General features: G+C 69.1%; 15 protein-coding genes and 5 pseudogenes. 14 read left to right on the top strand and 6 right to left on the bottom strand.

From position 1 onward, the window contains the following. Positions 1-1,090: 1,090 nt before the first annotated feature. The 3 genes and pseudogenes from IF83_RS35520 to IF83_RS34190 form a co-directional block, all read left to right on the top strand. Positions 1,091-1,378, top strand: a pseudogene (locus IF83_RS35520) (transglycosylase family protein); the annotation flags it as partial. Positions 1,379-1,972: 594 nt separating this feature from the next. Further along, positions 1,973-2,695: pseudogene (locus IF83_RS35170) on the top strand (M23 family metallopeptidase); the annotation flags it as partial. A 706-nt stretch (positions 2,696-3,401) separates the two neighbouring features. Then, positions 3,402-3,578 (top strand): hypothetical protein, encoded by a 177-nt coding sequence (locus IF83_RS34190; protein WP_167343629.1) that lies wholly within the window; start codon positions 3,402-3,404, stop codon positions 3,576-3,578. Positions 3,579-4,506: 928 nt separating this feature from the next. Here IF83_RS34190 and IF83_RS0128030 read toward each other — a convergent pair. Beyond that, positions 4,507-5,127, bottom strand: coding sequence for an L-threonylcarbamoyladenylate synthase (locus IF83_RS0128030; protein WP_030548928.1), 621 nt, complete (start codon positions 5,125-5,127; stop codon positions 4,507-4,509). A gap of 150 nt (positions 5,128-5,277) precedes the next feature. Between IF83_RS0128030 and IF83_RS0128025 the strand changes: the two genes are divergently transcribed. The 3 genes and pseudogenes from IF83_RS0128025 (at position 5,278) to IF83_RS0128020 (ending at position 6,261) form a co-directional block, all read left to right on the top strand. Next, complete coding sequence (locus IF83_RS0128025; RefSeq protein ID WP_030548926.1) at positions 5,278-5,613, top strand: hypothetical protein; 336 nt, start codon at positions 5,278-5,280, stop codon at positions 5,611-5,613. Next, positions 5,610-5,765: pseudogene (locus IF83_RS35720) on the top strand (hypothetical protein); the annotation flags it as partial. The gene IF83_RS0128025 and the pseudogene IF83_RS35720, both read left to right, overlap by 4 nt. A 256-nt stretch (positions 5,766-6,021) precedes the next feature. Next, entirely contained in the window at positions 6,022-6,261 is a 240-nt protein-coding gene (locus tag IF83_RS0128020; RefSeq protein WP_030548924.1) for a hypothetical protein, read from the top strand. Positions 6,262-6,400: 139 nt separating this feature from the next. On the opposite strand, the gene IF83_RS0128015 is transcribed toward IF83_RS0128020, so the two are convergent. Continuing rightward, the gene (locus IF83_RS0128015; protein WP_078843970.1) at positions 6,401-7,384 is read right to left on the bottom strand and encodes an ArsR/SmtB family transcription factor; all 984 of its coding nucleotides are present in this window, start codon (positions 7,382-7,384) and stop codon (positions 6,401-6,403) included. 394 nt (positions 7,385-7,778) lie between these two features. On the opposite strand from IF83_RS0128015, the gene IF83_RS35590 reads away from it, so the two are divergent. Continuing rightward, the gene (locus tag IF83_RS35590; RefSeq protein ID WP_078843969.1) at positions 7,779-8,180 is read left to right on the top strand and encodes a peptidase inhibitor family I36 protein; all 402 of its coding nucleotides are present in this window, start codon (positions 7,779-7,781) and stop codon (positions 8,178-8,180) included. 282 nt (positions 8,181-8,462) lie between these two features. Next, complete coding sequence (locus tag IF83_RS35155) at positions 8,463-9,044, top strand: aldo/keto reductase (RefSeq protein ID WP_244177244.1); 582 nt, start codon at positions 8,463-8,465, stop codon at positions 9,042-9,044. Positions 9,045-9,386: 342 nt separating this feature from the next. Here IF83_RS35155 and IF83_RS32680 read toward each other — a convergent pair. Both IF83_RS32680 and IF83_RS0127995 read right to left on the bottom strand, forming a co-directional pair. Further along, positions 9,387-9,722: pseudogene (locus IF83_RS32680) on the bottom strand (DEAD/DEAH box helicase); the annotation flags it as partial. Positions 9,723-9,844: 122 nt separating this feature from the next. Beyond that, the gene (locus IF83_RS0127995; protein ID WP_030548916.1) at positions 9,845-12,760 is read right to left on the bottom strand and encodes an NACHT domain-containing protein; all 2,916 of its coding nucleotides are present in this window, start codon (positions 12,758-12,760) and stop codon (positions 9,845-9,847) included. A 123-nt stretch (positions 12,761-12,883) separates the two neighbouring features. On the opposite strand from IF83_RS0127995, the gene IF83_RS33930 reads away from it, so the two are divergent. The 6 genes and pseudogenes from IF83_RS33930 to IF83_RS30775 all read left to right on the top strand — a co-directional run bounded on the left by IF83_RS33930 (position 12,884) and on the right by IF83_RS30775 (position 23,123). Beyond that, positions 12,884-13,093, top strand: coding sequence for a hypothetical protein (locus IF83_RS33930; RefSeq protein WP_030548914.1), 210 nt, complete (start codon positions 12,884-12,886; stop codon positions 13,091-13,093). A 2,577-nt stretch (positions 13,094-15,670) separates the two neighbouring features. Beyond that, entirely contained in the window at positions 15,671-16,246 is a 576-nt protein-coding gene (locus IF83_RS0127970) for an RNA polymerase sigma factor (RefSeq protein WP_244177243.1), read from the top strand. Beyond that, positions 16,246-17,235, top strand: a complete 990-nt coding sequence (locus IF83_RS0127965) for a hypothetical protein (protein WP_244177245.1) — start codon at positions 16,246-16,248, stop codon at positions 17,233-17,235. Before IF83_RS0127970 ends, IF83_RS0127965 begins: the two co-directional genes overlap by 1 nt. A 275-nt stretch (positions 17,236-17,510) precedes the next feature. Then, positions 17,511-18,802, top strand: a pseudogene (locus IF83_RS30785) (IS256 family transposase). Between the two features lie 230 nt (positions 18,803-19,032). Beyond that, a complete protein-coding gene (locus tag IF83_RS30780) occupies positions 19,033-20,073 on the top strand; it encodes a tyrosine-type recombinase/integrase (protein WP_208605948.1) in 1,041 nt (346 codons plus the stop codon). Continuing rightward, positions 20,070-23,123, top strand: a complete 3,054-nt coding sequence (locus tag IF83_RS30775) for a tyrosine-type recombinase/integrase (protein WP_244177242.1) — start codon at positions 20,070-20,072, stop codon at positions 23,121-23,123. The genes IF83_RS30780 and IF83_RS30775 overlap by 4 nt, the downstream gene beginning before the upstream one ends. 21 nt (positions 23,124-23,144) lie before the next feature. Here the strand turns inward: IF83_RS30775 and IF83_RS0127940 are convergent, their stop codons facing one another. Then, positions 23,145-25,805 (bottom strand): DEAD/DEAH box helicase, encoded by a 2,661-nt coding sequence (locus tag IF83_RS0127940; protein WP_030548900.1) that lies wholly within the window; start codon positions 25,803-25,805, stop codon positions 23,145-23,147. Positions 25,806-25,811: 6 nt separating this feature from the next. Beyond that, positions 25,812-26,012, bottom strand: a complete 201-nt coding sequence (locus IF83_RS31415) for a hypothetical protein (RefSeq protein ID WP_158711125.1) — start codon at positions 26,010-26,012, stop codon at positions 25,812-25,814. Between the last annotated feature and the right edge of the window lie 954 nt (positions 26,013-26,966).

The raw sequence follows: 26,966 nt of genomic DNA, 5'->3' as shown, positions 1-26,966 counted from the left end.
CACCCCCCCGGGCCACCCCGCGGCCCGGGGGGTTGGGTGGGTGGTGGTGGCCCGGGGGGTGTTTCCTCGCGTACGGCGGCTCGGTGTACGCCCCCTGCCAGGGGCTGTCCAGGGTGGTGGTATGCCGTCGGCCGGTGTGGTCTCCCGCGTTCCGTGGGCGCGGCCGGGGGGTGTTCGGCGTAGGTGCGCCGCGACGGGTGCGGGAGGGCCGGGTCCGGCCCTCCCGCGATCCGGCTCGGCCGCTTCTCGGGGCGGGTGGCGCGGTGCGGGGGATCGGCGGCGTTCGCCGGCATACCGCGCGGGCGCGATGAAGGACGGGGGTGGGGGAGAGGGGGACGGCATACGAGATAGGAGTCCGTCTCGTGGGCTCGGAGATGTGTATAAGAGACAGGGTGTGGAACGGCACGGGGGCGGGTGTGGAACGGCACGGGGGCGGGTGTGGAACCGCACGGGGGCGGGGGCTTCCCGCCGGGCGGGTGCGGGTTGGTTGTGGTGGTGTTCCCGGGGGTTGTCCGGGAGTGCCGCGGGGGAGTGCGCACGTTCGTCGTGTGGGGAATGCGGCGGCTGCGGCTGCGGCTGCGGCAATGTCCGTTTTCCGGAAAGGCCGTCACGCCGGGGGGAATGGCCACAGGCCGCCATGACCGCTGGTATGGCCGGCCTGTGGCGGTGCGGGCTTTTCCGGTGGATTCAAAGGGCCGGTGGGTGTGGGCCGGTGGCCGCGCGGAATACCACGGGTTTTCCGCGCGGCCACCGGGGGCTTGCCGGGATGTGGTGTCTGCCGGGTGTGGGGGTTTTGGGGCGTGCGGCCCATGTCCGGTCGGGGGCCGGGGGGTTGACAGGGCGGGGTGCCGGCTGGGCGGGGTGTGTCCGCCGTGTGGTGTGCGTCCGCGTCGACGGCTGTGCGCCCGCCCCCCTTCGAGTTGACGGGGCGTCATGTACGCGGCCGGCGGCGCATGGCGGCGCACGGCTCCGGCGCGGTTTCGTGCGCCTTGTGACCGGCCGGGCACGGCTGCGCTACTCGGACCAGCCGCCCGGGGGCCGACCCCGGGGGGCGGGAGCCCTGAACGCGTAGCGGAGAGGACCAAGGCCCATGGCTGCTTTAGGAGTTCACCGCCGTTGTCTGCCCAGCCGGATCCTGCCGGTGTGTCTGGCTCTGGCGGTGGGAGGTGCCCTCGCCGTCCTGCCGTTCCCCGGGGATGGTGCCGCGGCCGCGGGGGCGGGGGTGTGGGAGAAGGTCGCCCGGTGTGAGAGCGGGGGCGACTGGCACATCAACACCGGTAACGGCTACTACGGGGGGCTGCAGTTCTCGCAGAGTACCTGGGAGGCCTACGGCGGTACCGTCCACGCCCCGCGGGCGGATTTGGCCGGCCGGGCCCAGCAGATCCGGGTGGCCGAGGCGGTCCTGGCCGGCCAGGGGCCGGGGGCCTGGCCGGTGTGCTCGCGGCGTGCCGGCCTGACCCGCTCCGGCCACGGTGCCCGTTCCGGCCACGGTGCCCGTTCCGGCCACGGTGCCCGTTCCGGCCACGGTGCCCGTTCCGGCCACGGTGCCCGTTCCGGCCACGGTGCCCGGGCCGGCGGTGGTTCCGCGGGCGGGGCGGCGGCCGGGGAGCGCGGGGAAGCCGGTGCGGGCGCGAGCAGCCGCGGCGCAAGGACCGCGGCCGGCAAGCCGGGCCGGGGCGGCAAAGCGGGCGGGGGCGCCAGGCCGGGCGGATCCACCGCTGCTCCCCGCTCACGCCCCGCCTCACCCGGTTCGGGCGGCTCGCTCGCCTCACCCGGTTCGGGCGGCTCGCCCGCCTCACCTGGTTCGTCCGGCTCGCCTGCCTCACCTGGTTCGGGCGGCTCGCTCGCCTCACCCGGTTCGGGCGGCTCGCTCGCCTCACCCGGTTCGGGCGGCTCGCCTGCCTCACCTGGTTCGGGCGGCTCGCTCGCCTCGTCCGGCTCGTCCGGTTCGGGTGGTGGGTGGGGGGCTGCCTGCACCGTGGTCGCGGGGGACACCCTGTCGGCCATCGCGCGGCGGGTGGGCGCCGGCGGCTGGAAGCGGCTCTACGAGGCCAACCGCCGCGTCATCGGTCCCGACCCGGATCTGATCCTGCCCGGGCAGCGGCTGGTCCTGCCCGGCGCCCGGGCGGGGCGGCCGGCGGACGTCTCGCGGGGGGAGAAGGCCAGGGGGGTGCGGTCGGCGGCCCGGGGTGCCACCGCCCGTTCCGGCCCCGAGGCGGCCGCCCGTTCCGGCCCCGACGCGGATTCCCGTTCCCGTTCCCGTTCCCGTTCTGTGGCCCGGAAGCAGGGCAGCGGGGTGTGGAGGGCCCCTGTCGGCGCCCCGGTCAGCACACCGTACGGGGCACGGGGCCGGTGGTGGGCGAGTGGCCGCCACACCGGTGTCGACTACGCGGTCCCGGCCGGGACCCCGGTCCGTGCGGCGGCCGCGGGGACCGTGGTGTCCGCCGGCCACAGCGGCGCGTACGGCCGTCAGGTGGTCATCCGGCACGCGGGCGGCGTGTACACCCAGTACGCGCACCTCGCCGGCACGACGGTGCGCCGCGGCCGGCACGTCCGCGGGGGCGAGTTGATCGCCTTCTCCGGTTCCAGTGGCAACACCACGGGACCGCACCTGCACTTCGAGGTGCGCACCGGCCCCTCCTACGGCTCGGACACCGATCCGCTGCGCCGGCTGCGTTCCCGCGGAACGGGCTGACGGGCTGACGGGCACGGAATCTCCCGGGAGGCGGCCGCCCCGCGCGCTGCGGCCGTCTCCCGGGGCTCTTTCCGCGTGCTGGGGCCGTCAGCCTCCTTCCGGCCCGGGCCAGAGGTGTTCCCCCCTCCCCCGGACCCTTCGCCGGCCCGGGCGTGTCGCGGGGTGTTGGGCGAAGAGCCCTGTCTCACCCCCCGTCGGGGCCCCGGCCCGTACACCGTACGGGGCACGGGGTCGGTGGCGGGGGAGTGGCCGCCACCGTCCGGTGGTGACGGAGCGCAAGAGGTGAGCGGCGTTGCTTGCCGAGAGTGCGACCGCTGCTCTGACCTTGCTTGCCGAGAGTGTGACCGCTGCTCTGACCTTGAGTCCGAAAGGGACGGCAGCGCACCGAGGTCGCGGAGCGTGTCGCGCCGGACCTTGCGGGCAGACGCCGAGCCGATCAACCGGTACCGAGGAACGATCGCCACGGTGCGCGGACTTGAGGGTTCTCGTCGACGGCCTACCCATCACTATGGTTGCTGTCCGTCACCACCGGATGTGAGACAGAGCCGGGCGAAAGGGTGCGCGGGCCGGGGGTCCGGTGCCGTCGGTGTCGTGCGTCCCGCCCCGGTCCCGCGGGGTGCGCCGTCCCGTCCGGAGCGCCGGTGTGTTGTGTCCGGCGGGGAGGCAGGGGGCACACGGTGTTCACCACATCTCCAGGGGAGGCACCATGGCGGGTATCGCAGCGGCGGTTGTGTTCTTCATCGCGTTTGTCGTCAACGCGGCGGAACTCTCGGCGAACGACGTTTTCTCGTCCACGAACCTCATGCTCATCGGACTGGGTCTGCTGGCCCTGCACGTGGCGGGCATCGGGAACGGCCTGAGCCGGGGCGGCCGCAGACGCTGACGGCCCGGGACGCACCCGAAAAGCGGCACCGCGTCCGCGCCCGCCGCTTTTCGGCCGCGCTCCACACGCCCGGGAAGCGGCGCGCTCGGGAAGGCGGCGGAGAAGATCCCGGTGCCGGCGTCCTTGCTGCCGCGGGAGAGGGTCACCGAAGTCAGGTGTCCATCCTCGGCGAGGGGGAGGGAGACGGAAGCGCCGCCGCCCCCGTGGCGGAGCACCGTAGAGGGACCCGGGCGAGGGAGAAGCCCTTGGGCGTGAGGCAGCCGGTGCCGGTGCAGCCCGTCCAGCGGACCCGCTCGAAGTCCTGGAAGGGCCGGCCGGACAGGGTGTTGAGGCCGTCCCCGAAGCCGGCCCCGCCGCCGGTGGGGGTGTGGCGGGGGCGGGCGTCGTGGGCGTAGAGGGAGGCGTGGTGGTCGAAGTGCTCCTGGACGTCGACATCGTAGGGAGCCGGCCGCTGCCCGGTCAGCGCCGTGTTGGCCGCCGGATCGCTGTCGCCGGGGCCGAGCGGCAGCCCGGCGATGTTGTAGGTGAGGACGATGAAGGAGCCGCCGGCCGGGGCAGCCGGCCGGGGCCGGGCCGCCCGCCGCGGCGGGCCCGGGGGCGGCGAGGCCGGTCAGCGCGATCACACCGGCGGCAGGGGTTCCGAGCAGTCTGCGCATGAAGGGGAGACCCTCCCGGGGGGCTGGGGCCGGTACGCGACGCAAGGATCACCCTCCACGCCAACCCGGCCCGCCACGACAGGGGTTGACCCACCCGTCCGGCAGCGGGGACGGCCCTCGGCGCCCGGCCCTCGGCCCCCGGCTCCCGGCCCTCGGCCCCCGGCTCCCGGCTCCCGGCTCCCGGCCCTCGGCGCCCGGCTCCCGGCTCTCGGCCCTCGGCTCCCGGCTCCCGGCTCTCGGCTCCCGGCCGTTCGTCCGGCCCCGCCGGACCACTACTCGAAGCGCGCGGTGTCACCGGCCCCGCGGCGTACGATCTCGGCTTCGCCGTCGGAGAAGTCGATGACCGTGGTCGGCTCCGTACCGCAGTCGCCCGAGTCGACCACGGCGTCGACCACATGGTCGAGGCGTTCCTTGATCTCCCAGCCCTGCGTCAGCGGCTCGTCCTCGTCGGGCAGGAGGAGGGTGGTGGACAGCAGCGGCTCACCGAGCTCGGCGACCAGGGCCTGGGTGACGACGTGGTCGGGGATGCGGACCCCGACGGTCTTCTTCTTCGGGTGCAGCAGCAGGCGCGGCACCTCCTTCGTGGCGGGAAGGATGAAGGTGTAACTGCCGGGTGTCGCCGCCTTGATCGCGCGGAACACGTCGTTGTCGACGCGCACGAACTGGCTCAGCTGCGCGAAGTCCCGGCATACCAGGGTGAAGTGGTGACGGTCGTCGAGATTGCGGATCGACCGCATCCGGCCGATGGCCTCACGGTTGCCCAGCTGGCATCCCAGGGCGAAACAGGAATCGGTCGGGTAGGCGACGAGCGCGCCGGAGCGGATGCTGTCGGCCACCGTGCCGATGGTGCGCTGCTGGGGGTTGTCGGGATGCACATCGAAATACTTCGCCATCCGCCGACCCTACGTGATCGCCCGGCCTGCGCCCGGCCTGCGCCCGGGATTCGGGGAGGCAGGGAGCCGGGGAGGCAGGGAGTCGGGGACGGGAGGACGGGAGGCCGGGGAGTCGGCGGCCGCCGGCCCGACCCGGGAGAGAGACCGACCGTGCCGGTGGCACGGTCGCCGGGACCCGGGCGCGCGGTCACCGGGCACGCGGGCCCCGGCATCCCGCACTGGCTCATCACCGGCGCCCGCCGCCACCTCACCGGCGACCGCGACCTCACCGGCCCGCAGCGCGTACGCGTCGCCACCACCGCCTACGCCGAGACCGAGGACCACACCGGGCGCTGCACCCTCGACCCCGCCCACCGGGCCGAGCAGACCAGCCTCTGCACCGCCTACCGGGACTGGTACCGGCTCGAGGGGCCAACCCGGTCTCCTCCCGCGCCTTCGCCGCCCGCGTCCGGGACACTGCCGGTATCGCCACCCCCAAAGAGATGATCTTGTCCAACCAGCGCACGTACTACCCCGGGCATCGGCCTCAACGCCGAAGTGGCAGAGACCTCATGAGCGCCCTCATCGAACCCGAGCAGCTCGCCCGCGAAACCGAACTCGTGTGGCCGCAGGACCTCAGCACCCTCGACTACGTCCGCCAAAGCCTGGACCGCCTCCCCACCCGCCGCGGCAAGCCCGCCTACCACCGCGACGGCCGGCATGGCCGGCTACGCCCTCCTCGGCCCCGACGCCCGCTCCTCCCGCGCCTCGGGCACCTTCCTGCGCCGCGTCTCGCCGGCGTACCCGAAGCCGCAGCGACCGTCCTGCGGACGGCCCGTGAGCTGCTGTGCCAGTCGTACTACTGCTACGAGTTCTCCACCGTGGCGGTCAGGCACTCCCTGATCGCGGTGGATCGTGCTGCACGACCGGATCCCGGACGCGGGCAAGAAGCCGCTGCACCAGCTCATCAACCAAGGCGCCGCCGACGGGATCCTGACGGCACGGCAGGCGGAGTACCTCGACTATGGCCGGCAGATTCGCGACGGCATGGCGCACGGCCAGACCACGCACGCGGTGATGCCGCCGGCCGTGGCGATCCCGATGGTGACGACCTCGTTCACGATCGTCTCCGAACTCTGCGCCGCACCTGCCTGACGATCACGGCTCGGTAACAGCACTCAGTGGAGTGTCACACCAGGGCCCACGGAGAGGAGGGCCGGGGCACGAGCTCGTCGGCACGTGCCGGGGCGACCGTAGCCACCTCGTGAGAACGTCCAGCGCAACGAGGCGAGAATCAGCACCCAGCGAGGAGGTCCAGGCCGAGTGATGTGCATTGGTGCCGCATGGTTTTGCCTTCGCGCCGCGTGGTGATCAGGTGGGCGCCGCGCAGGGCCTTGGCGTGTTCGGAGGCTGTGGAGTTGGCGAGGCTCAGCTCTACGGCGAGGTCGGTGGTGGTGCGTTCGGTAGTGAGTAACTGCAGGATCGCAGCGCGGGTCGTGCCGAGCAGGGTGGCGAGGGGGGCAGTGCTGTTCGGGGCCTCAAGCAGGGGCAGCGGGGTCACGCTCGGGTAAATGAGGAGGCCGGCCTCTTCTGGTCGCGAGGCGAACAGTGGGTAGGAGGTCCACACCGGCGACGGCATCAGGACGAGGCTTCTCCCACCGAGAAAGCAGTCGGTCGCTTTGGGTCTGGGAATCTCCAGGGTGGTTCCGTTCCACCGGGAGCCGGGTGACAGGCCGGCCAGTGTCTCGCGGATGCCGTGCCGAGCCAGGAGTTGGGTACGCCAGGCGTACTCGGCGTCGTAGCCCGCCTGTATGCGGGGCCACACAGGGGTGAGCAGGGAGTCGCGGGCGGCGTGAATTGCGGTGACGAGGGTCTGCCAGGCCTCCCGGTCCTGGTCAGCCAGGTGCCGGGTCCAACTGGTGACGGGGCGGCCCGTGGACTCGAGCAGTAGGGCGAGTTGGGACCGGGCCTCCCGTGGTGAGGTGGAGCGGACCTGGTCGATGCCCTCGCTGAACCCTGGGGCAGGCGGGTCCAGGAACAGCGGTCCCCGTGCAGTGGGGGGCACCAGCTCCAGCAGGGGACGGGCGTTGTGCGGGAGGGCCCGTCGCACGGACTGCTGCCATCTGGCGAAGACGGGCGGCAGGTCGGTGCGCTGGAGCGCGGCAAGAGTCAGCCCGAGCTCCATCAGTGGTGCCGGTCTGCGGGCGACCGTCACCCGCAGGAGGTCTTCCGCAGTGAAGTGGACCCGCAGCATCTTTGCCCCCTGTCGGCTTCTCATCGCTGCCCCGTGACAAATGGTCACAGGCCCGTACTCCCGAAATGATTGTCAGCCGCACAGTCGGTCACCCATAGGGTCGAACAGGCCGAATGATCAGCGAGGCTCAAGCGGCCGCGCGGGCCCCGGGATGGCGTGGGGGCCCGCGCTGTCGTGCCAGGAAGGTTCGTTTCGGCTGGCACCGAAATGAGTGACTGGCACGCTCACGCCCATGATGATGATCTGAATCGAGCGGAGCTGAGAAGCCGGCTCATCTCTCGGCGCAATCCAACATGAGACGCAGGCCGGCATCTGCAGCTGCTAAAATGCGTCAAATTCCAGAGTTCCACCGTGCGCTCAGGGACTGCATGTGCCTGCACCAACAGGGCGAAAGGCGCTACCTTCAGGAGGGTGCGACATGAGAAATTCGCTCAAACTCAGTTCCAGTATGGGGGTCGCTGTCGCAATAGCTACCCTCAGCACGCTGGCAAATCCAGTATCGACAGCTTCGGCTTCCACACCCGACTCCGAGTCGGTACAGGCGTGGTCCTGCTCCAACGGCAGCCTCTGCGTGTACTCCAAGGCCAACGGCCGTGGCAAGAAGTGCCAGTGGAACGTGAAGGACCCGAACTGGGCCGGCGGGAACATTCGGTGTTCCTTCTCGATCCCCCGCTCCGTATGGAATCGAAAATCGTCGTCCAGCGTCAAGCTGTATGGTGTAACGAATTACCGCAGCAAAATATTCACGGTAGCCCCCGATGATCGGACGAACGTCAACGGAGGATCTGGTCGATTCGCTATCAGATCACACAAGTGGTGATGAAGGCGAGATATCGGACCGGACGCCCGGTGTCATTCTCCACGCTCCGGCCGCCGGAGCCGCCGATAGTGGCTTGTCGCCGATGCCGCAATCAGCGCTCGGAAGCTGTTGTCGTTCCGATCCGACGGGTGTGCGTCGAACGGGAGTCTCGATCGGGTGACCGCAGGACGTCGGCGGGCATGAAGGCAGGGCCTCTTGGCAGCTCGGGGTTGTCAATCCAACCGAGATCCAGGAGGCCCTGCTGCCGCAGTTCTCCGTGCGCGCGACGGTGGGGAGCCTGCTGTGACCGCACAACTCGCCCCCGGTACCCACCGGTGCCAGGCGATCCCGGAGGCGGCCGTCCGTGCGGCCGCCTCCGGCGCGCAGTGGGTCGACACCGCCCCCAACCACGCCACCGGCCGCGCACAGATCCTGCTGGCCCCGGCCCCGGCCGCCCACCCGTTGCTGAACGTCTCCACCAGAACGGGGTACTTCACCGCGGCCACCGGCACCTACACCGTGAACGACGGTGTCCTCAACCAGGACCAGGCCGCCGCCGGGCACAGCCTCGCCCCCGACTACGTGCGCCGGCAGACCGGCCGCAACCGCGAGCAGCTCGGGCGCGACCGCCTGGACCTGGTCCTGCTGCACAACCCCGAGCGCGCCCACCCCGGCGACCGCCCCGCCCTGCACCGCGCGATCCGGGACGCCTTCACCGTCCTGGAGCAAGAGGTCGCGGCTGGGCATGTGGCAGGGTACGGCGTTGCCGCATGGGCGGGCCTGGAGGAGGAGGCGTTCACGGTGGGGGACTGCTCGTCCCGGCCGCCGAAGCCGCCGACGGGCAGCACCACCTGGCCGCCGTCCAGCTGCCGGTCAGCCTGGTGATGATGACGCCGATCGCGCAGGCCCTCCACGGCCGGGGCCCGCTCCCGGCCCCCGCCGGCGCGGGCCTGCGGGTGACGGCGTCGGCCCCGCTGCACGGCGGGGACCTCCGGCATGGTCGACCAGGAGTTCGCCGACCTCATCCGGCCGGGCCCGACCCCCGCACAGGCGTGCGTCCTCGCCGTCGCGTCATGCCCAGGAGTGACACACGTCCTTCTCGCCGCCTCCGGTGCGCCACACTGGAAGGAGGCGGCCGACGCCGTCACCCAACCCTCCCTGAACGGCGCGAAGTTGCGGGAGATCACCGGTGCACTCGCCTCCTCCTGACCCGGACACCGAACAGCGCACGGCGCAGACGCCGGTGATCCCGTTCTCCGCCCGCCAGCGCTGCAGGGCCTGGTAGCCCTGCAGCCACACCAGCGACTCCGGCCGGTGGACCCGGGTCCGCAGGAACGCTGCGATGGTCGCCGCGTCCCGGGGCGTGGAGAAGTGGAGCAGGGCCGACTCGGCAGCGGCGTCGGCGTCGTCCTGCTCTTGCTCCTTGCCCTCGCTCTCTCCGCCGGCCCCGACGATCCGCCCGTCCTCATCGCGATGGACATCGACCTTGCGCTTGCCGCTGGTGAGTGCGCGGGAGGCGAGCTGCTCGACCGGGCGCTCATCGTGGCTGCGCAGGCCCTTCATCTAGAGGCGAGGAGATGGTGAGTGACGTTTGTTCTGGATGCCGGAAATCATGCCTGACGGGGGTGTTGGGCAGGAAGATCCCATCGCCTGATCGGTTTAAGGATTACGGCCCGAGAGGCGAATCAGGTGTCTGTTGTTCGTGGTCGCGGGTACAGCTTGACTGTGTCCGGAGGGAATAGCTCAAGGCCGGTGACGTTGTTCGCGTAACTGATGGATATCTGGAGTCTCTTGATCCGGCTCAAGGGGGCGATGTCGATGGTGTCGGACTGCGCTGCTCGGCAGTTGATGAAGAAGCGTTCGAGGTTGGGGAAGAGTTCCGGCACCAGGTCTAGTTGTGGGTCGGACTCCGGAAGGAGTCGGAGATAGGTAACGCTGAGCATGGGAACAGCGTGATTAAGGTCGTACTCCGATATGCATAGTTCTTCCAGATGGGTGAGTGTCGCGATTTCTTGCCACTCTCCGTTTTCAGGGGCAGTATTGATCACCAGGTCTTGCAGTTGCTGCCACTTGGAGATGCCAGCCAGACGTGTGCCAATCCAGCCGCCCAGGTGCAGCGAGGTGAGGCTCTCCGGTGCTGGCAGACCCACCAGGCTCTCCCAGGGCAGGCGGGTGTAGAGAGAAAGATCCGTGAGGTCGGGCAGAGAGTTCAGTGCGTTGAAGGAGAAGTCGGTCGGCAAGTGCATAAGGCTCAAGTCTGACAGCGGGAGCCCTGCAAGGTCTTCAATGTGCGTGAGCTCGGTGCAGTCTGAGAGGGCAAGTTCTTTCAGAGCGCAGAGTTTGCGGATGAATTTCAATCCTGTGAGCCGTTGGCCCTCGTAGATCCGCAGTGCTTGGGTGTGCCCGGCTGAGAGGTGCTCGATTATTTCGTCCGCCGTGAAGGCTTTCCGATAGGTGATGCTGGTGATGGGTTTCAGAAGCCGAAGTGCTTCGCGTTGATCACGGGTGTGTACCGTCAGAGTGAGACGGTTCCGGTCATGGAAGGAGAGCAGGATGTTGCGGACGTATTCGTCAGCGCTGAAGTGTTCCCAGCCCTCGACTAGGTCGTAGGGTGCCGAGTCGGGAGGCAGCGACTGCGCGAAGCGGCGGAGGAAGGCGTATGCATGGTCGCCGCCGATGGCAGCAGCAGTCTTGACCACGGGGCCCACTTCATCAGCTTCCAGGCCTTCCGGCCCCGGTAGCAGATCCAGGATGCCCGGCCCGAGTGCGGCAAGTTCCTCCGCCTCTTCCCGGGAACGGGGAGGCATCAGGACACGTGCACGCTGTTCGACCAGGCGGCGAGTGGCGGGCTCGATTTCGGTGGCGTACTGCAGGCTGGCGGCCGCCAGGAGGTGGAGTCTGCTCCTGTGTTCGCCCTCGGTATCACCGCGTTCGACGAGGCGGCGGAGTAGATCAGCGCTCTCGGTTGGGCGGGCGTGGGCGACGGCCATGCGTACGACGTCTTCCCACTGGTCGTCGTGTGCATTGTTGACCAGTAGGGGGAAGTCGTGGGCTTCGATGGCGGCTTTGGCCCCGAGGTAGTCCTGGAAAGTGCGGTGGACGAAGTCGATGGTGTCCATGGTGGGCTGGCGCAGGAGCCCGCTGCGGCCGACCAGGTGCGTCAGGATCCGGGCGGCTGTGCCTTGCTCGGCCACGGCCTGCATGGCCGGCAGCGCGTCGTCGACCAGGGCCGTCGCGGTGGCCCGTTCCATCTCCGTCTGGCGGTTGCGGATGAGCCAGTAGGCCAGACGCTGCAGTAGCTGGACACTTTGGTGTTCGGTGAGCTGAATGCCTTCCGGGACATCGATGCTGCGCTCGAGGTCGCGCCGCACGAGCAGCATCGACAGTGCTGCCTCATACAACTCCATACGGCTGTGAGGCAGATGGCCGCGGCGGTCCCGGTGCAGCGCGCAGATGAGCGCGCACATCAGGGGCGTGCTGGACAACTGCGCCAGGTCACGCTGAGCACGCACAGTGACCTGGAGCGCTGCTTCGAGATCATCCAGCTGTGACCGTTCGGCGTCGGTCGCTGCACTGTGCCGGGCGGCGGTATGCCACCGGCCGACGAAGACTCCGATGTCAGCGGCACTCATGGGCCGCACCGACAGTTCGGTGAAGCGTGATGAGGCCAGCCAGCCTTCTGGTACAGCGGACGGGCGCGTGGTGACCACGAAGCGTGCGTCCCCGTAGGTCGCCAGGAGCCGCTCGAGCCAGTCCCGGGTGGCGCCTCGGTGCTCTTGAGGAACCTCGTCGATGCCGTCGACCAGGACGAGTGCGCCGCCTCTGGCGAGTACGTCATCGGCCCAGCCTTCAGGCTGTGAGGCGGCCAGGGGGGTGCTGACCGCAGACAGGAAGTCGTGCGGCTCCGGAAGGGGGCCACGCCTCACCAGCGTCCGCAGCGGCAGGATGAACGGAATGAGCCCCCGCCAGTCCGCAAGTTCCTCCGGCAGTTCATCGCGCGCCGTGGCGACAGCCAGCCACTGCAGCAGTGTTGTCTTTCCGCTGCCGGCGAGCCCTCGCAGGAGAACGCGTCGACAGTTGGCCAATGCGTGCTCGGCACGCTTCACCACGACGGATGGCCGGTTCGATTCCTCGCCGCCTGCAGGCCAGTCTTCCGGCCGCTCTGCCAGTTCCAAGCTCAAGTACGCCGCGTCCAGCGGCCAGCGCGCACGCTCCGGCCGGCTCAGGTCCAGCCCTACGACGGTCAGCTGGGAATGCCGTTCCGTCACGTAGCTGAGGTACCGCTCTGCGAAAGAAGGCTGCACTCTGGGCCGCGCCGACCTGCGGGTAACTTTCCTTGGCAAGCCCTGGCGCACCTGCGGTACGCGGGCGGCGGCGTGGCGTAAGGCCAGCAATGGTTCCACATCCGTGCCCAGCGCCTTTGCCAGGGCCACCAGCGTGGTCTCGGAGGGCACCACTTGGCCGTTCAGCGCCTGGCTGACCGTGGTCCGCCCCAGCCCGGTCCGCTGCTGCAACCCACCCATCTGCAGACCCCGCTGCGCCCTGAGGGTGCGCAGCCGTAGCGCGAGTTCCGCCAGCGGATCCTCGTCCACGTCCCCCATGTCCTGCTTCTCCGTCTCCCAGTCGACCGTCTTCGTTCATCTTTGTTCGCCCTGAACCCCGGTGAACACCAAAACCGCGAAATTCGCCGAAGTCCCCGTCGTCGGTTCTCCTGGGAAGAAGGCATGAACACCTCATCCATCCACCTGATTCTCCTGGCCCTGCTTCTGGCCGTCGTCGGTCTCTTCTGCACGCTCGTAGGAGCAGCGGCCGGTCTGCTCGCCCGTATCGACGGAGCCACCTACGCCACCGCTCTGCTGCGCGGTGCCGTGGCCTTCGCGGGAAGCGCCACCGTGTCCCTGGCGCTGCTGACCTTCGTCCTCGCGGTGCTGTGAACCGAGGATGCTTTGTCCCGCTCCTGTAGGCGAGAGCATGGCGCCCGCCCGTGGCGGGCGCTGTTACTCCTCGGCGCTGGGGCCCGGCCGGGCTTATCTCGGGGAGTGTCATGGATGAGGGATGTTTGTGCTGGTTGTCGCCTGCGGGCATGGTGTCGGCCGAAGCGCGGTATGCCCCGCTGCGGGTGGTGGTTGTGTTTGCCACGTGGATGCCGACTTGGTGGTGGAGCGTGCTGTTTCTCCGGTGACCGGTGCGGTGGGTGGTGGTCGACGCCCGTTCGTTCGACCTGCCGTCCAGGATCAGTGTTTGTGATCAGGAGCGGATGTTCTGGTCTGGGTTGATCAGTTTGCTGTGTGGCTATGGTCAGACGGTGCTGGTGCCTCAGGAGCCGTGGCGAGCGTGGGTGCTGGTCCTGGGCTGGGGGTCTGATCTGCAGGTTTGCCAGGTAAGGGCCGTGGTGATCAGGTCGTGTCGTCTGCATTGCGCGCTGTGCATTTCCGGTGATCGTTGGTATGCGGCGGTGCTTGGGCGACCCGCCCGCTTTTGGGGCCGGGACATGGCCGGCGGGTTCGGGGCTGGGGCCCGCCGGTATTCCGGTTCCGCCGGGGGGATGGGGCTCGTCTTGTGACCTGGCAGGGCAGCGGTTCACTGTGCCACGTCCGCGCGGCGTGGGCCCGGCGCACGTACGGCGGGCAGGCGACGGTAGTGGTTCAGCCCAGCGGCTACCTGCTCGGGCTCGATGTCTACGGCGGCGACGAGGGTGGCCAAGAGCTGTGTGCGGGAGGTGCGTTCACTGGCTGCCGCGGCATGTGCCGGGCCGCGCAGTCGGGTCTCGGCGAGATACCCGGTGGAGGACGGAGAGGGGCTCTCGCGGTCGGCGACGGTAGACGCTGTTACGAAATGTTTCTCTTGTCCTGCTGGCGAGCCTTTCTGTTTCTCCAGTCTCTGAGCTGCGGAAACGTGGTCTCGATACCGAATCCGGCCTTGCGGGGGCTGTACGTGGGTATGCTCGCCTTGGTGGTGGCACACATGTGCCTGCACCAGACGGCCCCGCCCTCTCCGGCGGGGTTTTTTCATGCCTCATGCCGATGGCCCCGACGCGAAGACGCGTCGGGCCATCGGCGTTTTCGGTCTCGAAGGAGCGAAGCTGATGTCTGACGTCCCGTGGGCGGTTGTGGCGGTAGTGGGGTTGCCGGCCCTGGTCTGTCTCGCCGCGCTTGCCGCCCACGCCGTTCCGGCTGCGTTGGCTATCCGCCGTGCGCGGCTCGAAGATCTGCCGGTCATGCTGGACAGCAGCGGGCGGACGCTTCTGGGGCTCTTCAAGTCGCTGCGAGTGGGAGTCCGGCAGGCTGGCCTCAGTGCGGGACCGGGGCCAAGCCCGCAGGGGCCGGTGGCCGATCCCGCGCTCTCCGGCGGTGCGACGTCGCCGGACAGTACGGCAGCTGGGGAGCCGGGCGGGGGAGGAGCGCAGTGAGGCGAGAACAGTACTGGCCGGACAAGGATCCCGTCAGCCGCCGGATCGGCGATGACGTCCTCGGGCGGGCCCTGCGCAAGGTGTTGCGGGACTCCGAACGGCGGCTCCTGCTCGACTACCTGCACGGGGCTCCACTCGTTCAGATGGCCCGCCAGTTCGGTTGGACGGTAGAGGGCTTGCAAGAGCTCATCAGGAGCCTGCTGATCAGACTGCCGGACTCGGAATTCGGTCCCCAACTGCGTGAGGAGCTGATGAGCCGGACGGGTCCGCAGCACTCGGCCCTGGTCCGGGAGGGCGTCAAAGAGGTACCTGTCCATCGGTGCCAGCGTGTCGGCTGTACTGCGCCGCCCTTCGTGCAAAAGGCCCGCGGGCGTACGCGCAAGTACTGCAGCGACACGTGCAAGCAGGCTGCCTACCGCAGTGCGCGGGCTGAGCAGCCCGCCAAGCGCGCAGCGGCTCCCACAGCGCTGTCCAGCCCATGGCTCCAGCCACTTCGGAGAGCCGAGCTGAGGGAGACGCCAGTTTGACCACTCCGGAGGCTCGCCCTGCACGAGCGTCATCCGTGGACCCCTACCCGGGCCGGTGCCGGGGTGTGCCGGTCGCGTGCCGGGATGCCGGTGCCCTCCGGCTGCGGCCATGCGGGCGACAGGCCATCCGTAGCGCGGGCATGCACAGCCGGCGTCGGATGCCTGAGCGATGAGCACGGAATGGTGACGCAGTCGTGGAGTCCGCCTGAACCCCCTGTGTCGTGGCCGCTTTCTATGGCAGGACATGGCCCGTGACCAGGCAGATGTCACAACTGCCGTGCAAAGCAGCACTGTTGGGGTGCGCGGGGTGCGCGAGCCCGGGCTGGAGGCCCGGGCGGGAAGGGAAAGGTGCGGCATGGAGCCTGTGATCATCGCAGCGGTGGTGACCGTGACCGTCAGCGTCGTCAATGCCATAGTGAAGATCGCTCAGCGGCGGTTGACCGTCTCTGTGGAGAGAGTGCGGATCAGCGAAGCAGCGCAGACCGAGAGGGTACGTTTCCTCACGGGGCGGGCCGCCATACTCGCCCCCCACTGCGATGGACGCGAGTCGGAGCCAGCCGGCGGGAGCTGGGGTGGTGACCGTGGAAGACGCCGTTGACGTTCGCCTTGCTGGGCCTTTGGAGAAGGCCGTCACCCCGTTACCGGGCATCGAGCTCGCCGGGGCCCTGCATGACGAGCAGTATCCGCGCCTGGTCCGCTTCCTGCTTCTGCACGGTGCGTCATGGACGGAGGCTCAGGACGCCGCGCAGGACGCTTTCATTCAGATGTGTGCTCCGGGCGTCACGATCACCTACCCCCGCGCATGGCTGCGTACGGTGGCCTGGAGGTCCTGGGTAAGCCAGCAAGTGAAACTTGAAGAGACCTGCGCGGAACTGCCCGAGCCGCAGCCGAGCCTGCGCTGGCAAACCCCGGCCCACGCCGCCGAGCTGGGGGAGGAAGAACGCCAGGTGATCTCCTTACTGCTCCAACTGCCGGCCAAACAGCGCGCGGCGATGGCCTGGCATCTGGACGGCTTCACCACAGAGGAAAGCGCACGCGCGATGGGGACCACACAGGTAGCCGTGCGCCAGAACCTTGCCCGTGCGAGAGCCGCGCTGAAGCAAGGCCTACGGCTGGAAGGCCGGTTCACCCACGAAAGGAGGAAGGCGTGATGGGCAGCGATCCCCGCGCAGCGGAAGGGAACATGGACCACGACGACATCGAAGCCCTGCTGACAACCGTCCACAGGAAACTGGGCGTCGCCGTAGCCGACCGCCTCAACGCCCATGGCGGGCCGCCTGAGCTGCTCACCCCAGACCTTGCGTTGGACCGCCTCCTTGCAGCGACCCACCGCTGCACGGGGAGCGCTGTCAGCCACCGTCTGTCCCGTGACACCAGCGCTGCTCAGGCGCAACGCCATTCCGCGCTCCAGGCGCGGTTGGCGGCGCGAGGGCCACTGGCCCGCCGCCCGGCGGCGATCCGCGTGAAATACCGCGAAGAGACCCTACGCCTGGTACACAACTACTGGCCTTTTGACCTTTCCCAGGCCATGCGTACCGCTGTCCGCATTGTCCAGGACCTATACGGCCTCCTGGGCGACAGCACACAACCGCTGGGCCGTGCCGAGGCCGCGGTGCAACAGCTTCGGGAGCACCTTGAGGGAATGTCCCGGCTGCCCGAACCTCACCGGCCCCAGGCCGCGCTGACCGGTCTGGGCTACCTCGAGGCCGTGGAGTTCGCCCTCGCCGACCCGGCCGAGCGTCTCGCCAACGAACTTCACGGCATCCGAGAATTTCTCGATCAAGAACTGGCTCCCCCGGTCACCGGCCTCGAAAGGATCGGACGCGCCTATCTGTTCGGTGTCGACGCGGTCGCCCAAGACCTCATCGACGATCTGACCCACGGCTGTGAGGAGGCCGATGCTTTGGCCCGAGTTGCCGCGGAAGTCGAACAGGCCAGCAACGACTTCGTCGGAGCAGATCTCACCAACGCCAAACTTGACGGCGTCCTTCTCGAAGGAATCCTGTGGGACCACACGACCTTGTGGCCGACACAGTGGGAGTCCCGTGTGCGCCGTGCCTCACTGCCGTCTGACGAAGAGGAAGGAGTCCTGGTGATCGCGGCCGAGGGGTCCGAGTCCGTGGTTCATGCCGAAGTGTAAAGAGGTCAGCCTGTGCCCACCTGCCGGGAGGCGGGCGGTCCCAGTAGCCCAGCGCGAAACCTCTGCCCAGGCCATGACCACAGGTTCACCGCAGCCGGTTTCACAAGCCCACAAGGTCGTGGTGACCCGTTCGGTCAAGACATCGTCCGCCGCTTCAAGGTACGGGCACCGTGAGGTGGCCAGTCGCTCATCGACCCTGCCTTCTGTTGGTTTCCGAGCCGCGGGCGGGGACTGTAAGACGTTCGGTGTAACTCCTGATCAAGGAAGATGCATCGATGACCAGTGAGAACGTGACCGAGACCCAGTCCGTCGAGACGCCCGAGCCGCAGCCGTCCAGGGCGGTGGACGACCAGCTCATCGACGAACTGGTGGGCCGGGCCCAGGCCGAGGGCCTGCAGCTAACGGGCGAGGGCGGTCTGCTGCAGCAGCTGACCAAGCGCCTGCTGGAGTCGGCACTCGAGGGCGAGATCACCGACCACCTCGGCTACGACAAGCACGATCCGGCCGGCAAGAACGGAGGCAACTCCCGCAACGGCACCCGCGGCAAGACCGTACTCACCGACGTCGGACCGGTGGAGATATCCGTGCCCCGCGGCCGCGGCAGCACCTTCGAGCCGAAGATCGTGCGCAAGCGGCGGAAGCGCCTGTCCGGCGTCGACGAGATGGTGATCTCCCTGTCCGCGAAGGGCCTGACCACCGGCGAGGTCCAGGCCCACCTCGCCGAGGTCTACGGGGCCGAGGTCTCCAAGCAGACCATCTCCACCATCACCGACAAGGTCCTCGACGGCATGGCGGAGTGGCAGAACCGGCCCCTCGACGCTGTCTACCCGGTCGTCTTCATCGACGAATCCACGTGAAGATCCGCGACGGCGCCGTGGCCAACCGGCCGATCTACATGGCCCTGGCCGTCACAGCGGAAGGCCGACGGGACATCCTGGGCCTGTGGGCAGGCGACGGCAGCGAGGGCGCCAAGCACTGGCTGCACATCCTCACCGAGATCAAGAACCGCGGTGTGAATGACGTCCTCATGCTCGTCTGTGACGGCCTCAAGGGCCTGCCCGACGCGGTCGAGACCGTCTGGCCCCGCACGATCGTGCAGACCTGCGTGGTCCACCTCCTGCGGAACTCCTTCCGCTATGCCGCCCGCCAGGACTGGGACAAAATCGCCCGCGTCCTCAAGCCCGTCTACACCGCACCGACCAAAGAGGCCGCACTCGAGCGGTTCGCCGAGTTCGCCGACGCCTGGGGCAGGAAGTACCCCGCGATCGTCCGGCTCTGGGAGCACGCGTGGGAAGAGTTCACCCCCTTCCTCCGCTTCGACACCGAGATCCGCCGCATCGTCTGCACCACCAACGCGATCGAGTCCGTGAACGCCAGGATCCGCCGGGCGGTCAAGGCCCGGGGGCACTTCCCGAACGAGACCGCCGCCCTGAAGTGCGTCTACATGGCCATCATGAGCCTGGATCCCACCGGCAAGGGCCAAGCCCGCTGGACCATGCGCTGGAAAACCGCCCTGAACGCATTCGACATCACCTTCGACGGCCGACTCTCCGCAGCCCGCCAGTAACCCCAACCACCTTGGTTACACCGCTCGTTTGACAGGCCCGTTCCCACCTGGTCGTGTGGTCGCTGTCTGGAACAGGCACCGGCCCCCTGGGGGGTTTGGTCTGTTTGGTGGGTGGAGCAGAGCTATGTAGCTGAGCGTGCGATCTCCCCAGCGCCCGGTGTGGAGCGGTGGGTGGTGGCCGAGGCACGGACCTACGCCCTGCATGCCGAGGCGTGTGCGTTTTAGCCGGATTGCGTAGCAAGGGCCGCTCGCCGAACACGGAACGGATCTACGCGGGCCGTCTCGCCCTCTATCTGAACTACTGCACGCAGCGCCGTATCGAGTGGTCGCGTCCGAGTTTCCTGGCGCTGTCCGGGCTGCAGCAGTGGCTGGTCAGCACACCGCTGCCGGCCCGCGGCCGCCGCTCCCCGACCACGGCTGCGCCCCGCTACCGTTCGCAGGGTACGGCGAACGCGGTGATGACGGCGGTCACGGACTTCCTGCGCTTCGGCGCGCTCCATGGCTGGGTCCCCGCGCAGACGGCCGGTCTTTTGCCGGAGCCGAAGTTCCTGCGGTTCTTGCCGGCCGGTTACGACGCAGGCGAGCGTGGCCAGTGGCGCAAGGTCCAGGTGTCGGCTTTCCGTTTCCAGGTCAGCGAGCCCGGCTACGAGGGCCTGTCCCCGCAGCAGATCCGCCGCATGATCGCGGATACGCCCCGGGCGCGGGACCGTTTTCTCATCGCGCTGCTCGCCGCGACCGGTCTACGGATCGGGGAGGCCCTGGGCTTGCGCCAGGAGGATCTGCACTTCCTGGCCTCGTCACGCTCCCTTGGCTGCCCGGTGGAGGGTCCTCATCTTCATGTGCGGCGCCGCACCGACAACCCGAACCGGACCCTGGCCAAGTCCAGACACTCCCGCTGTCTCCCCGTCACCCCCGACATCGTCGCCTTCTACACCGACTACCAGCACGAACGAACCCCGGTGGCCGCCGCGGCCGGGACAGACATGGTGTTCGTGAACCTCTTCCGGCCCCCGCTGGGCAGGGCCGTGACCTACCCGAACGCCAAGAACGTCTTCGATCGTCTGGCCCGCCGTGCCGGGCATCCGGCGCGGCCGCACATGCTGCGCCACTCCGCGGCCACCCACTGGCTGCGTGGGGGAGTGGACCGGGACGTGGTGCAAAAGCTGCTGGGTCATGCCTCACCGCTGTCCATGGACCGCTACCGCCACGTCGATGAGTCCGAGACCCGGGCGGCTGTCGACCGGGCCCAGGCATGGCGGGAGGGCCAGTGAGCACGGCCGGTGCGCCTGCCGTCGCACGTTCCGCACCGGCGAAGGCCGCGAAGACGTCGTGGGAGACGTGGCTGCGTGACCACATCGATCCCGCGTGGCGGCCGGGGGAGTGGGACAGCGCCAGATGGTTGTTCAGCGGAGACCTGGACAACCCGCGCACCTCGTCCTCCCGGTGCCGCACCCGCCGCTGCGAGATGATCGTGCGCGCTCAGGAGACGTTCTGTACCTACTGCTCGGACCAGAGCAGAAAGAGCGGTCTGCCGCGGGAAGAGTTCGCCGCCACTTTCACCCCTGCCCGTTCCAGATCCCTGCCGTTGACGGTCGTCGGTCCGTGCACGCTCACCCGGGACAGCGTGCGGTGCGTACGACCCCAGGTGGCGGGAGGCCTGTGCGCGGCTCACCACAACTCCCGCAAATACCACAAGGCGAGGGGCACGTTCGAACGCTGGCTCCGTGAGCGCGCTACCCCCTTCACCGACGTACCCGTCTGCACGGTCGACGACTGTGCCGGCGCATCCACGAACTCCCGCGGACTGTGCAACTATCACTGGCGTGCCTGGAGGGCAGACTGCCGCTCCAGCACCGCCCCCGTCCCTGCCGCCCAGTGGGCGCTGGGGCAGCCGCTGTATCTGCTGGCGCACCAGTTCCATCTCGCCCCGCTGCCCGAGCTGCTGCGCTGGGAAGTGCTGTACGCCGTGCAGCAGATGGACCACTGGGTACGTGCCCTGGAACCTCACTGGATCCGCGGCGTGATCAGCCACCTCACCACAGCCGAGACCCTTCTGGACGCCACCAACACGGCCCGGCTCACCAAGCCGCATCAGGCGGCCGTCCGCACGCTGGAGAACCTGCAGTCAGCCGTCCGCGCCGGATACAGCGAGTTCTCCGGGATCGCCCTCATCGACCAGGACGTCATCGATCTGCGCGTCCTCGGGCTGCGCCACAGCGCCTCCGGCAAGCGCCGGCAGCTGCCCGGCCGCGTCGATCTCCGCGCAGTGCGCCAGCCCTGGCTGCGCCAGGCGCTACGTCATTGGGTGACCACCGCCCGACCCACCACGGAAGACTTCAAGCGTACTTTCCACGCGACGACCATCGCCTCCACGGCACTCGCCCAGCGCGCCGACGCCGGTGACGATCCCGCCGCCCTGACGTTCGCCGATGCCACCTTGGCCGTCGACGCTTTCCGTGCCGCACGAAAACGAGACGGCACCCCCTACTCCTCCTCCTTCCGACGCAGCCTGCTGGGGGCCTTCTTCCAGCTCATCGCCTACGGCCGCCGCTGCGGCACCCTCGACGACCTGGTCGGCACCTTCACCCGCGTGCCCGTCGAGCACGTCATCTCCGTGGAGGAACCCAATGAGGACTTCATCGGCAAGGCCATCCCCGAACCCGTCATCCGGCAACTGGACGCCCACCTCGACACCCTGGGCACCGGAAACACCTACGGCTGCCGCGATATCGCTCCCGACGCCCGGCAACTGCTGTACCGCACGATGTACATCATCCTGCGAGACACCGGGCGCCGCCCGCTCGAGATCGTCTCCCTGGCCCGTGACTGCCTGGAGATCCACAACGGCCAGCCCACCCTGATCTGGGACAACCACAAGAGGAAACGCCACCGCAGGCGTCTGCCGATCACAACCTCCACCGCCGACGCCATCCGAACCTGGCAAGCCTGCCGCGACCAGCTGCATCTTCCCGCCAAGGGGGACCGATACCTCTTTCCCTCCCTCACCGCCCTGAGCGACGCCCCCTACATCTCCAGCACCTACCTCAGCGACGCCCTCAGGCTCTGGGCAGACGCCCTGCCCCCGCTCCACGCCGAGGGCATCGACTCAAGGGGACAACGCCTGCTCTTCGACCGGTCCCTGATCTACCCCTACGCCTTCCGCCACTCCTACGCCCAGCGCCACGCAGACGCCGGCACCCCCGTCGACGTGCTGCGCGAGCTGATGGACCACAAATCCATCGCCATGACCCAGCGCTACTACACCGTCTCCCTCAAACGGAAAAGCGACGCCGTGGCCAAACTCAGCACACGTCCTCGACCAGCACGGCCACCCCAGCCCCAGCTCGAGCACGGCCTACGAGATGCGCACCGTCGCCGTCCCCTACGGCGGCTGCACCGAGCCGTCGAACGTCAAAGCCGGCGGCCAGGCCTGCCCCATCCGCTTCCAATGCGCCGACTGCGGCTTCTACCGCCCCGACCCCTCCTACCTGCCCGCCATCGAGCACCACATCAACGAACTACGAGCAGACCGCGAAACCGCACTCGCCATGGGCGCAGCCGAGTTCGTCACCACCGCCCTCACCGCACAAATCACCGCCTACCAGCGCGTCATCGACCGCATGAACACACACCTGGTGTCCCTCCCCGCCTCCGGACGCGCCCAGATCGAAGAAGCCAGCACCGTGCTGCGCAAAGCACGAGCAGGCCACAACCACACACTCCTGCCCCTCACCACCACCCAGCCGAAAGACCCGCAATGAACCCCCGCGGTAACCCCGCCCCCCTCGCCGAAGCCAGACACCGTCACAGCCTCGACAAACGAGCCCGAGTCCTCACCGCCCTCGCCACACTCGAGAAACAGGGAAAGCCGCTCACCTTCGCCGCAGTCGCCCGCGCCGCCCACGTCTCCACCTGGCTCACCTACGCCCCCGGCGTACGCGAGCACATCGAGGCAGCCCAAACACGCCAAGCCCACAGCACCCCGCCACCTGCCACGGCAAGCCCGCCCTCCCACCTCAGCCTGCGCACCGAACTCGAAATTGCCCGGCAAGAAATCAAAGAACTCCGCGACGAACGCGACCGGCTCCAGGCAGCCCTGCGCCACCAACTCGGCCAGCAACTCGACGCCCTCCACGCCCCCGACACAGCAACCAGAGCAGACCAGCTGAACGCCCTGAACCAGGACCTCACTCGTCGGCTAGAGGAAGCCGCCTCGCAGAACGCCACGCTCCGCGCCCGCATCACCGCCCTCGAAGACGACCTGACTGCTGCCCGCACCAGCCTGCGCCGGATGATCCGCACCGAGAACACGGTCCGCTGAACGACACACCGTCCACGGCGGTCATGCCCACTCGATGCCGAGCTCACGTAGGGCGTCGAGTTGCTCGGGGGTGAGTTTGTCGCGGCGGGTTTTGGTGTTCGTTAGCCATACGCCGAGTTTGTGGTGGTGTTCCTGGCCGTCGATGACGACGCGCTCGACGTGACCGCGCGGTACTGCTTTTTGGACGCCTTCACGCTGAATCCACTGGGTGAGGGCGGCAAGTCCGCGCTGGAATGCCTGCTGCGCCTTGCTTGGGCCTTTCCCCGCCCGCCCGGCCGCCGGGGCGGGAGACGGTGCCTTGGCGGGCTGTACGCCGAGCTTGGACAACCGCTCCTGCTGCTCGCTGGAAAGCTGGGCCCACGTCCTCGCCTCCCGCATCCGTGTGAGCCATCTGCCCAGGTCGTCTCCGTCGACCATGACTCCGGGCCGGATCTCGGCGAGGACGCCGGGTCCGTCGGCGTCGACGAGGTCGGCGAGGTGGCGGTGGTGGCGTTGCCAGGCCAGGGGCCAGGGGCAGTTCCAGTCGGGGTCGATGGTGGAGAGCTGCTGTGCGCGTATGGCGGCCCGCTCGGGGTCTTTGCCGAGGCCGTCTTTGCGGCGCAGGTTCGCGACCAGCTGGCCGACGGCTACGGTTCCGCCGCCGGCGGGGTCGTCCCAGAGGGCGTCCTGGCGTGGTGCGAGGTGCCCGGTGGCCCGCCGGAAGGACCGGAGCGCGGCGAGTTTGTTCTCCCAGGCTTCCTCGCCGGGTTCCCAGACCATCCCGGCCTCGTCGAGGAGTTCTTTGCGGTGGGGGTCGAGTTCTCCGGCGCGCAGCGCCTTGCGCTGCTGGTGCACCCACCGCCCCAAGGGGAAGTCCTTCGTCACGCCGGCCTGGGCCTCGGTGTCGTAGGGGACGGCGTGCAGGCCGGTGATGTCGTTCTCCGCTCGCCAGCGCAGGAGGGCCTGGTAGCCCTCGAGCCAGACCAGGGACTGGGGGCGGATCACGCGGCAGCGGGTCAGGGCTGCGATGTCGGCGGCGTCGCGGGGGTGGGCGAAGTTGATCACGATGGAGGTGGCCCGGTCGACTTCCTGCTGCGCCTCGCTCGCCTCCTCATCGCCCCCGCCGTCGGCTCCCGCCGCGGGGGTGGGGCGGACGTGGAGGCGCCGGCGTTCGGTGCCGCGGGTCAGGGCGCGGGAAGCGAGCTGGTCGACCATGCGCTCCGAGTGCGAGCGCAGTGCTTGGAGGATGTCGACCAAGGGCTGGTAGCTGGCCGAGGCGACCATGTCCTTCGGGTCCTCCCCGGGCTGCAGGAAGATCGGGATGATGATCCGCGCCGTCTTCACCGTGCCGTCCGGATTCGGGCGCAGTGCCCGCCCGATGTTCTGGACGATGTCGACCTGTGAGCTGCGTGAGCCGACGATGCACACGGCCTCCACGCCGCGCAGTCCGGTGATGTCGACGCCGACCCCGAGGGCCCGTACCGAGGCGAGGAACGCCCGGTGTACGCGCCGGTTCTCGGCGTTGATGCCGTCTGCGAACCGGTGGATCACCTCGCGCCGGTGGGCGATGGGGTGGTCGCCGCACAGCCAGTCGGCCCAGACCCGGTCCGGGGGCACGTGGCGGCCGTCCTCGAGCTCGTACAGCTCGGCGTCGATGGAGGAGGCGGGCAGTTCCTCCGCGTCGGTCAGGGCAGCATCGGACGCTTGGGTGGCGTACAGCTCGGCGGCCGCCACCGGCATCTGCTCGGCGAACGCCCGGGCTTCCTCGACCCTCTGGTGGAAGGTCATGACGGTGTGCAGGTTCATCTGCGCCGCGTGCTCCAGCAGCGCGGCCTGGAGCAGCGCCAGGCGCCGGCCGCGCAGCGCGTCCTCCGACAGTCCCAGGACCGGGTCGGGATCCCGGATCTCCAGCACGTCGATCTCGAAGCCAGCGAGGATCGAGCGTTCCACCGCCTCCGCCAGCCCGAGGTCGAAAATCCTCGTGCCGTAGGTGAAGCTGTCGTCCTCCATCGACGCGATCACCAGCTCCCGTCCGTCCCTACCGCGCTGCGGGCTGGGCGCGGCCAGGATCCGCGGGGTGGCGGTCAGGTAGAGCCGGAAGTCGATGGGGATCCGCTGGTTGTCGTGGATCGCCGCCCACGGCCGGCCCATGTCCCCGGCCGTCATGTGCCCCTCGTCCAGAATCGCCAGGTCGAACGGGGCCATCCGCTGGCCGTACAGCCGCTCCCCGCCCGCCAGTGAGGCCTCCAGCGGCCCGCGCACCGTCCGCTGGCCCGACGGGTCCTCCGGGTCCTCGCGGTCCACCAGAGAGGCGTACGTGGCGAACACGACCACCGGCCCGGACCCCGCCCACAGCGCGAGCTGGATCGGGTTGGTCGTGGTACGCACTCCGAGCTGCTCCAGGACCTCGTCCTTGTCCACCGAGCAGACCGCGACCATGGGCGCGCGGTGCCCGACCCGGCGCCAGGACTGCGCGCTCTGCACGATCAGATCCAAGGTGGGCACCATGACGAGGATCCGCCCGTCTGGGAAGCACTCCAGGGCGCTGGCGGCGGCCGTGATCGTCTTCCCGGACCCAGTCGCAGACACCCCCATGGCACGTGCCCCCTCCGCGGGCACAGATGATCTAGCAGGGAATCCTACCCATTTACGGAACGCTGATTTCTGGTCGATCTGGTGTTCTTTGAGCAAGATTGCCGCCATTTCCATTCATTTCCGACGCCTAATTCTTGTAGTTTTCAGACCCGCGTGCTGCGTGCAGGCCGCTCTGGCGTCGCCCCAGAGCGACCCGCCTGCGAGATACGCCCCGCCGGGCATCCCGTCCGACTTCCTGCGCTTGAACCCCAGCAGGTCGTCCGGGTCGTAGTGCCCGGCCTCGCGTGTGCAGGGGATGACGTCACTACCGGACATCTCCACCATCCGCGCAGTGCCCAGACCGCCGGCTTCGTCCAGCGCCTCCAGCACCCGCCACCGCACCGTGGTGCTCGGGTCCGACGCGACAGCACGGCCTCCCGGACGAACGCCTCCAGCCGCACCAGAGCAGCCCGTTCACGTCGGCTGACGTCGCCCTGGGCCTGGAGAAGGGCGAACAGCCGCAACCGGCGTTGGTGCCCACCGTCTGGTACTCCGTCCCCCAGCGCGCAATCCGCGATATGCGTGGCCAACTCAGCAGTCTCGGCCGACCAGCCCTCCACGCCGACCCCGTCCCGGTCCACGATGCCCACCAGAGCCTCGCTCACCGCCGCAACGCCTTCGTCCCAGCCGTCCGCGAACTGCGCGCCCAGAGAGGACGGCGCCACCCCGTCCAGCTCGACCACCTCGCTCCGCGCCCTGGCGGCCACGCTGGCTTCCAGAGCGGCCGCCAGGGCGCCAGCCTCGACCGCAGGCACGCGCTTAGGTTCGTATTGACCGCCATCCACGGTCATTCCTCTCGGAATTGAGGGAAGATTTCTGGGCAGTTGAGAGGGTCCCACATTTTCGCCAACACTACATGCTGCATCAATGCGAGGCACGCACGCACCAGAACCCGGCACGAACGAGAGACCCCCACCCCTTGTAGCCAGCCCGGCCCGCGTCAGCGGGCCCCAACGGTTCTGGAGGCGCAGCCGGAAGGACCGTCAGGCGGGGGAGCGCAGCGGACCCGCCCAGGAGTGCGAAGCACTCCCAACTCTCTTACTGGAGGCCCAATTAACTGCACCGGACACCCCCGCCAGCCACGGCCGCGCGATGCGCGGCCAGCCGGGCGCGCTGCGCCCGGCCCCACCGGTCCCCGAAGCGCAGCGGAGGGGACCGCCCTCGCGAAGCGAGGGCGCGGTGAGCGAAGCGAACCGCTGCGCTTGCACATCGCGCAGCGATGTGGTACCC

This window comes from Streptomyces albus subsp. albus (genome assembly GCF_000719865.1).
Classification (GTDB): Bacteria; Actinomycetota; Actinomycetes; order Streptomycetales; family Streptomycetaceae; genus Streptomyces; species Streptomyces albus_E.
Note: the sequence above shows the minus strand (reverse complement) of the source record. Positions and strands in the feature narration are given on the sequence as shown.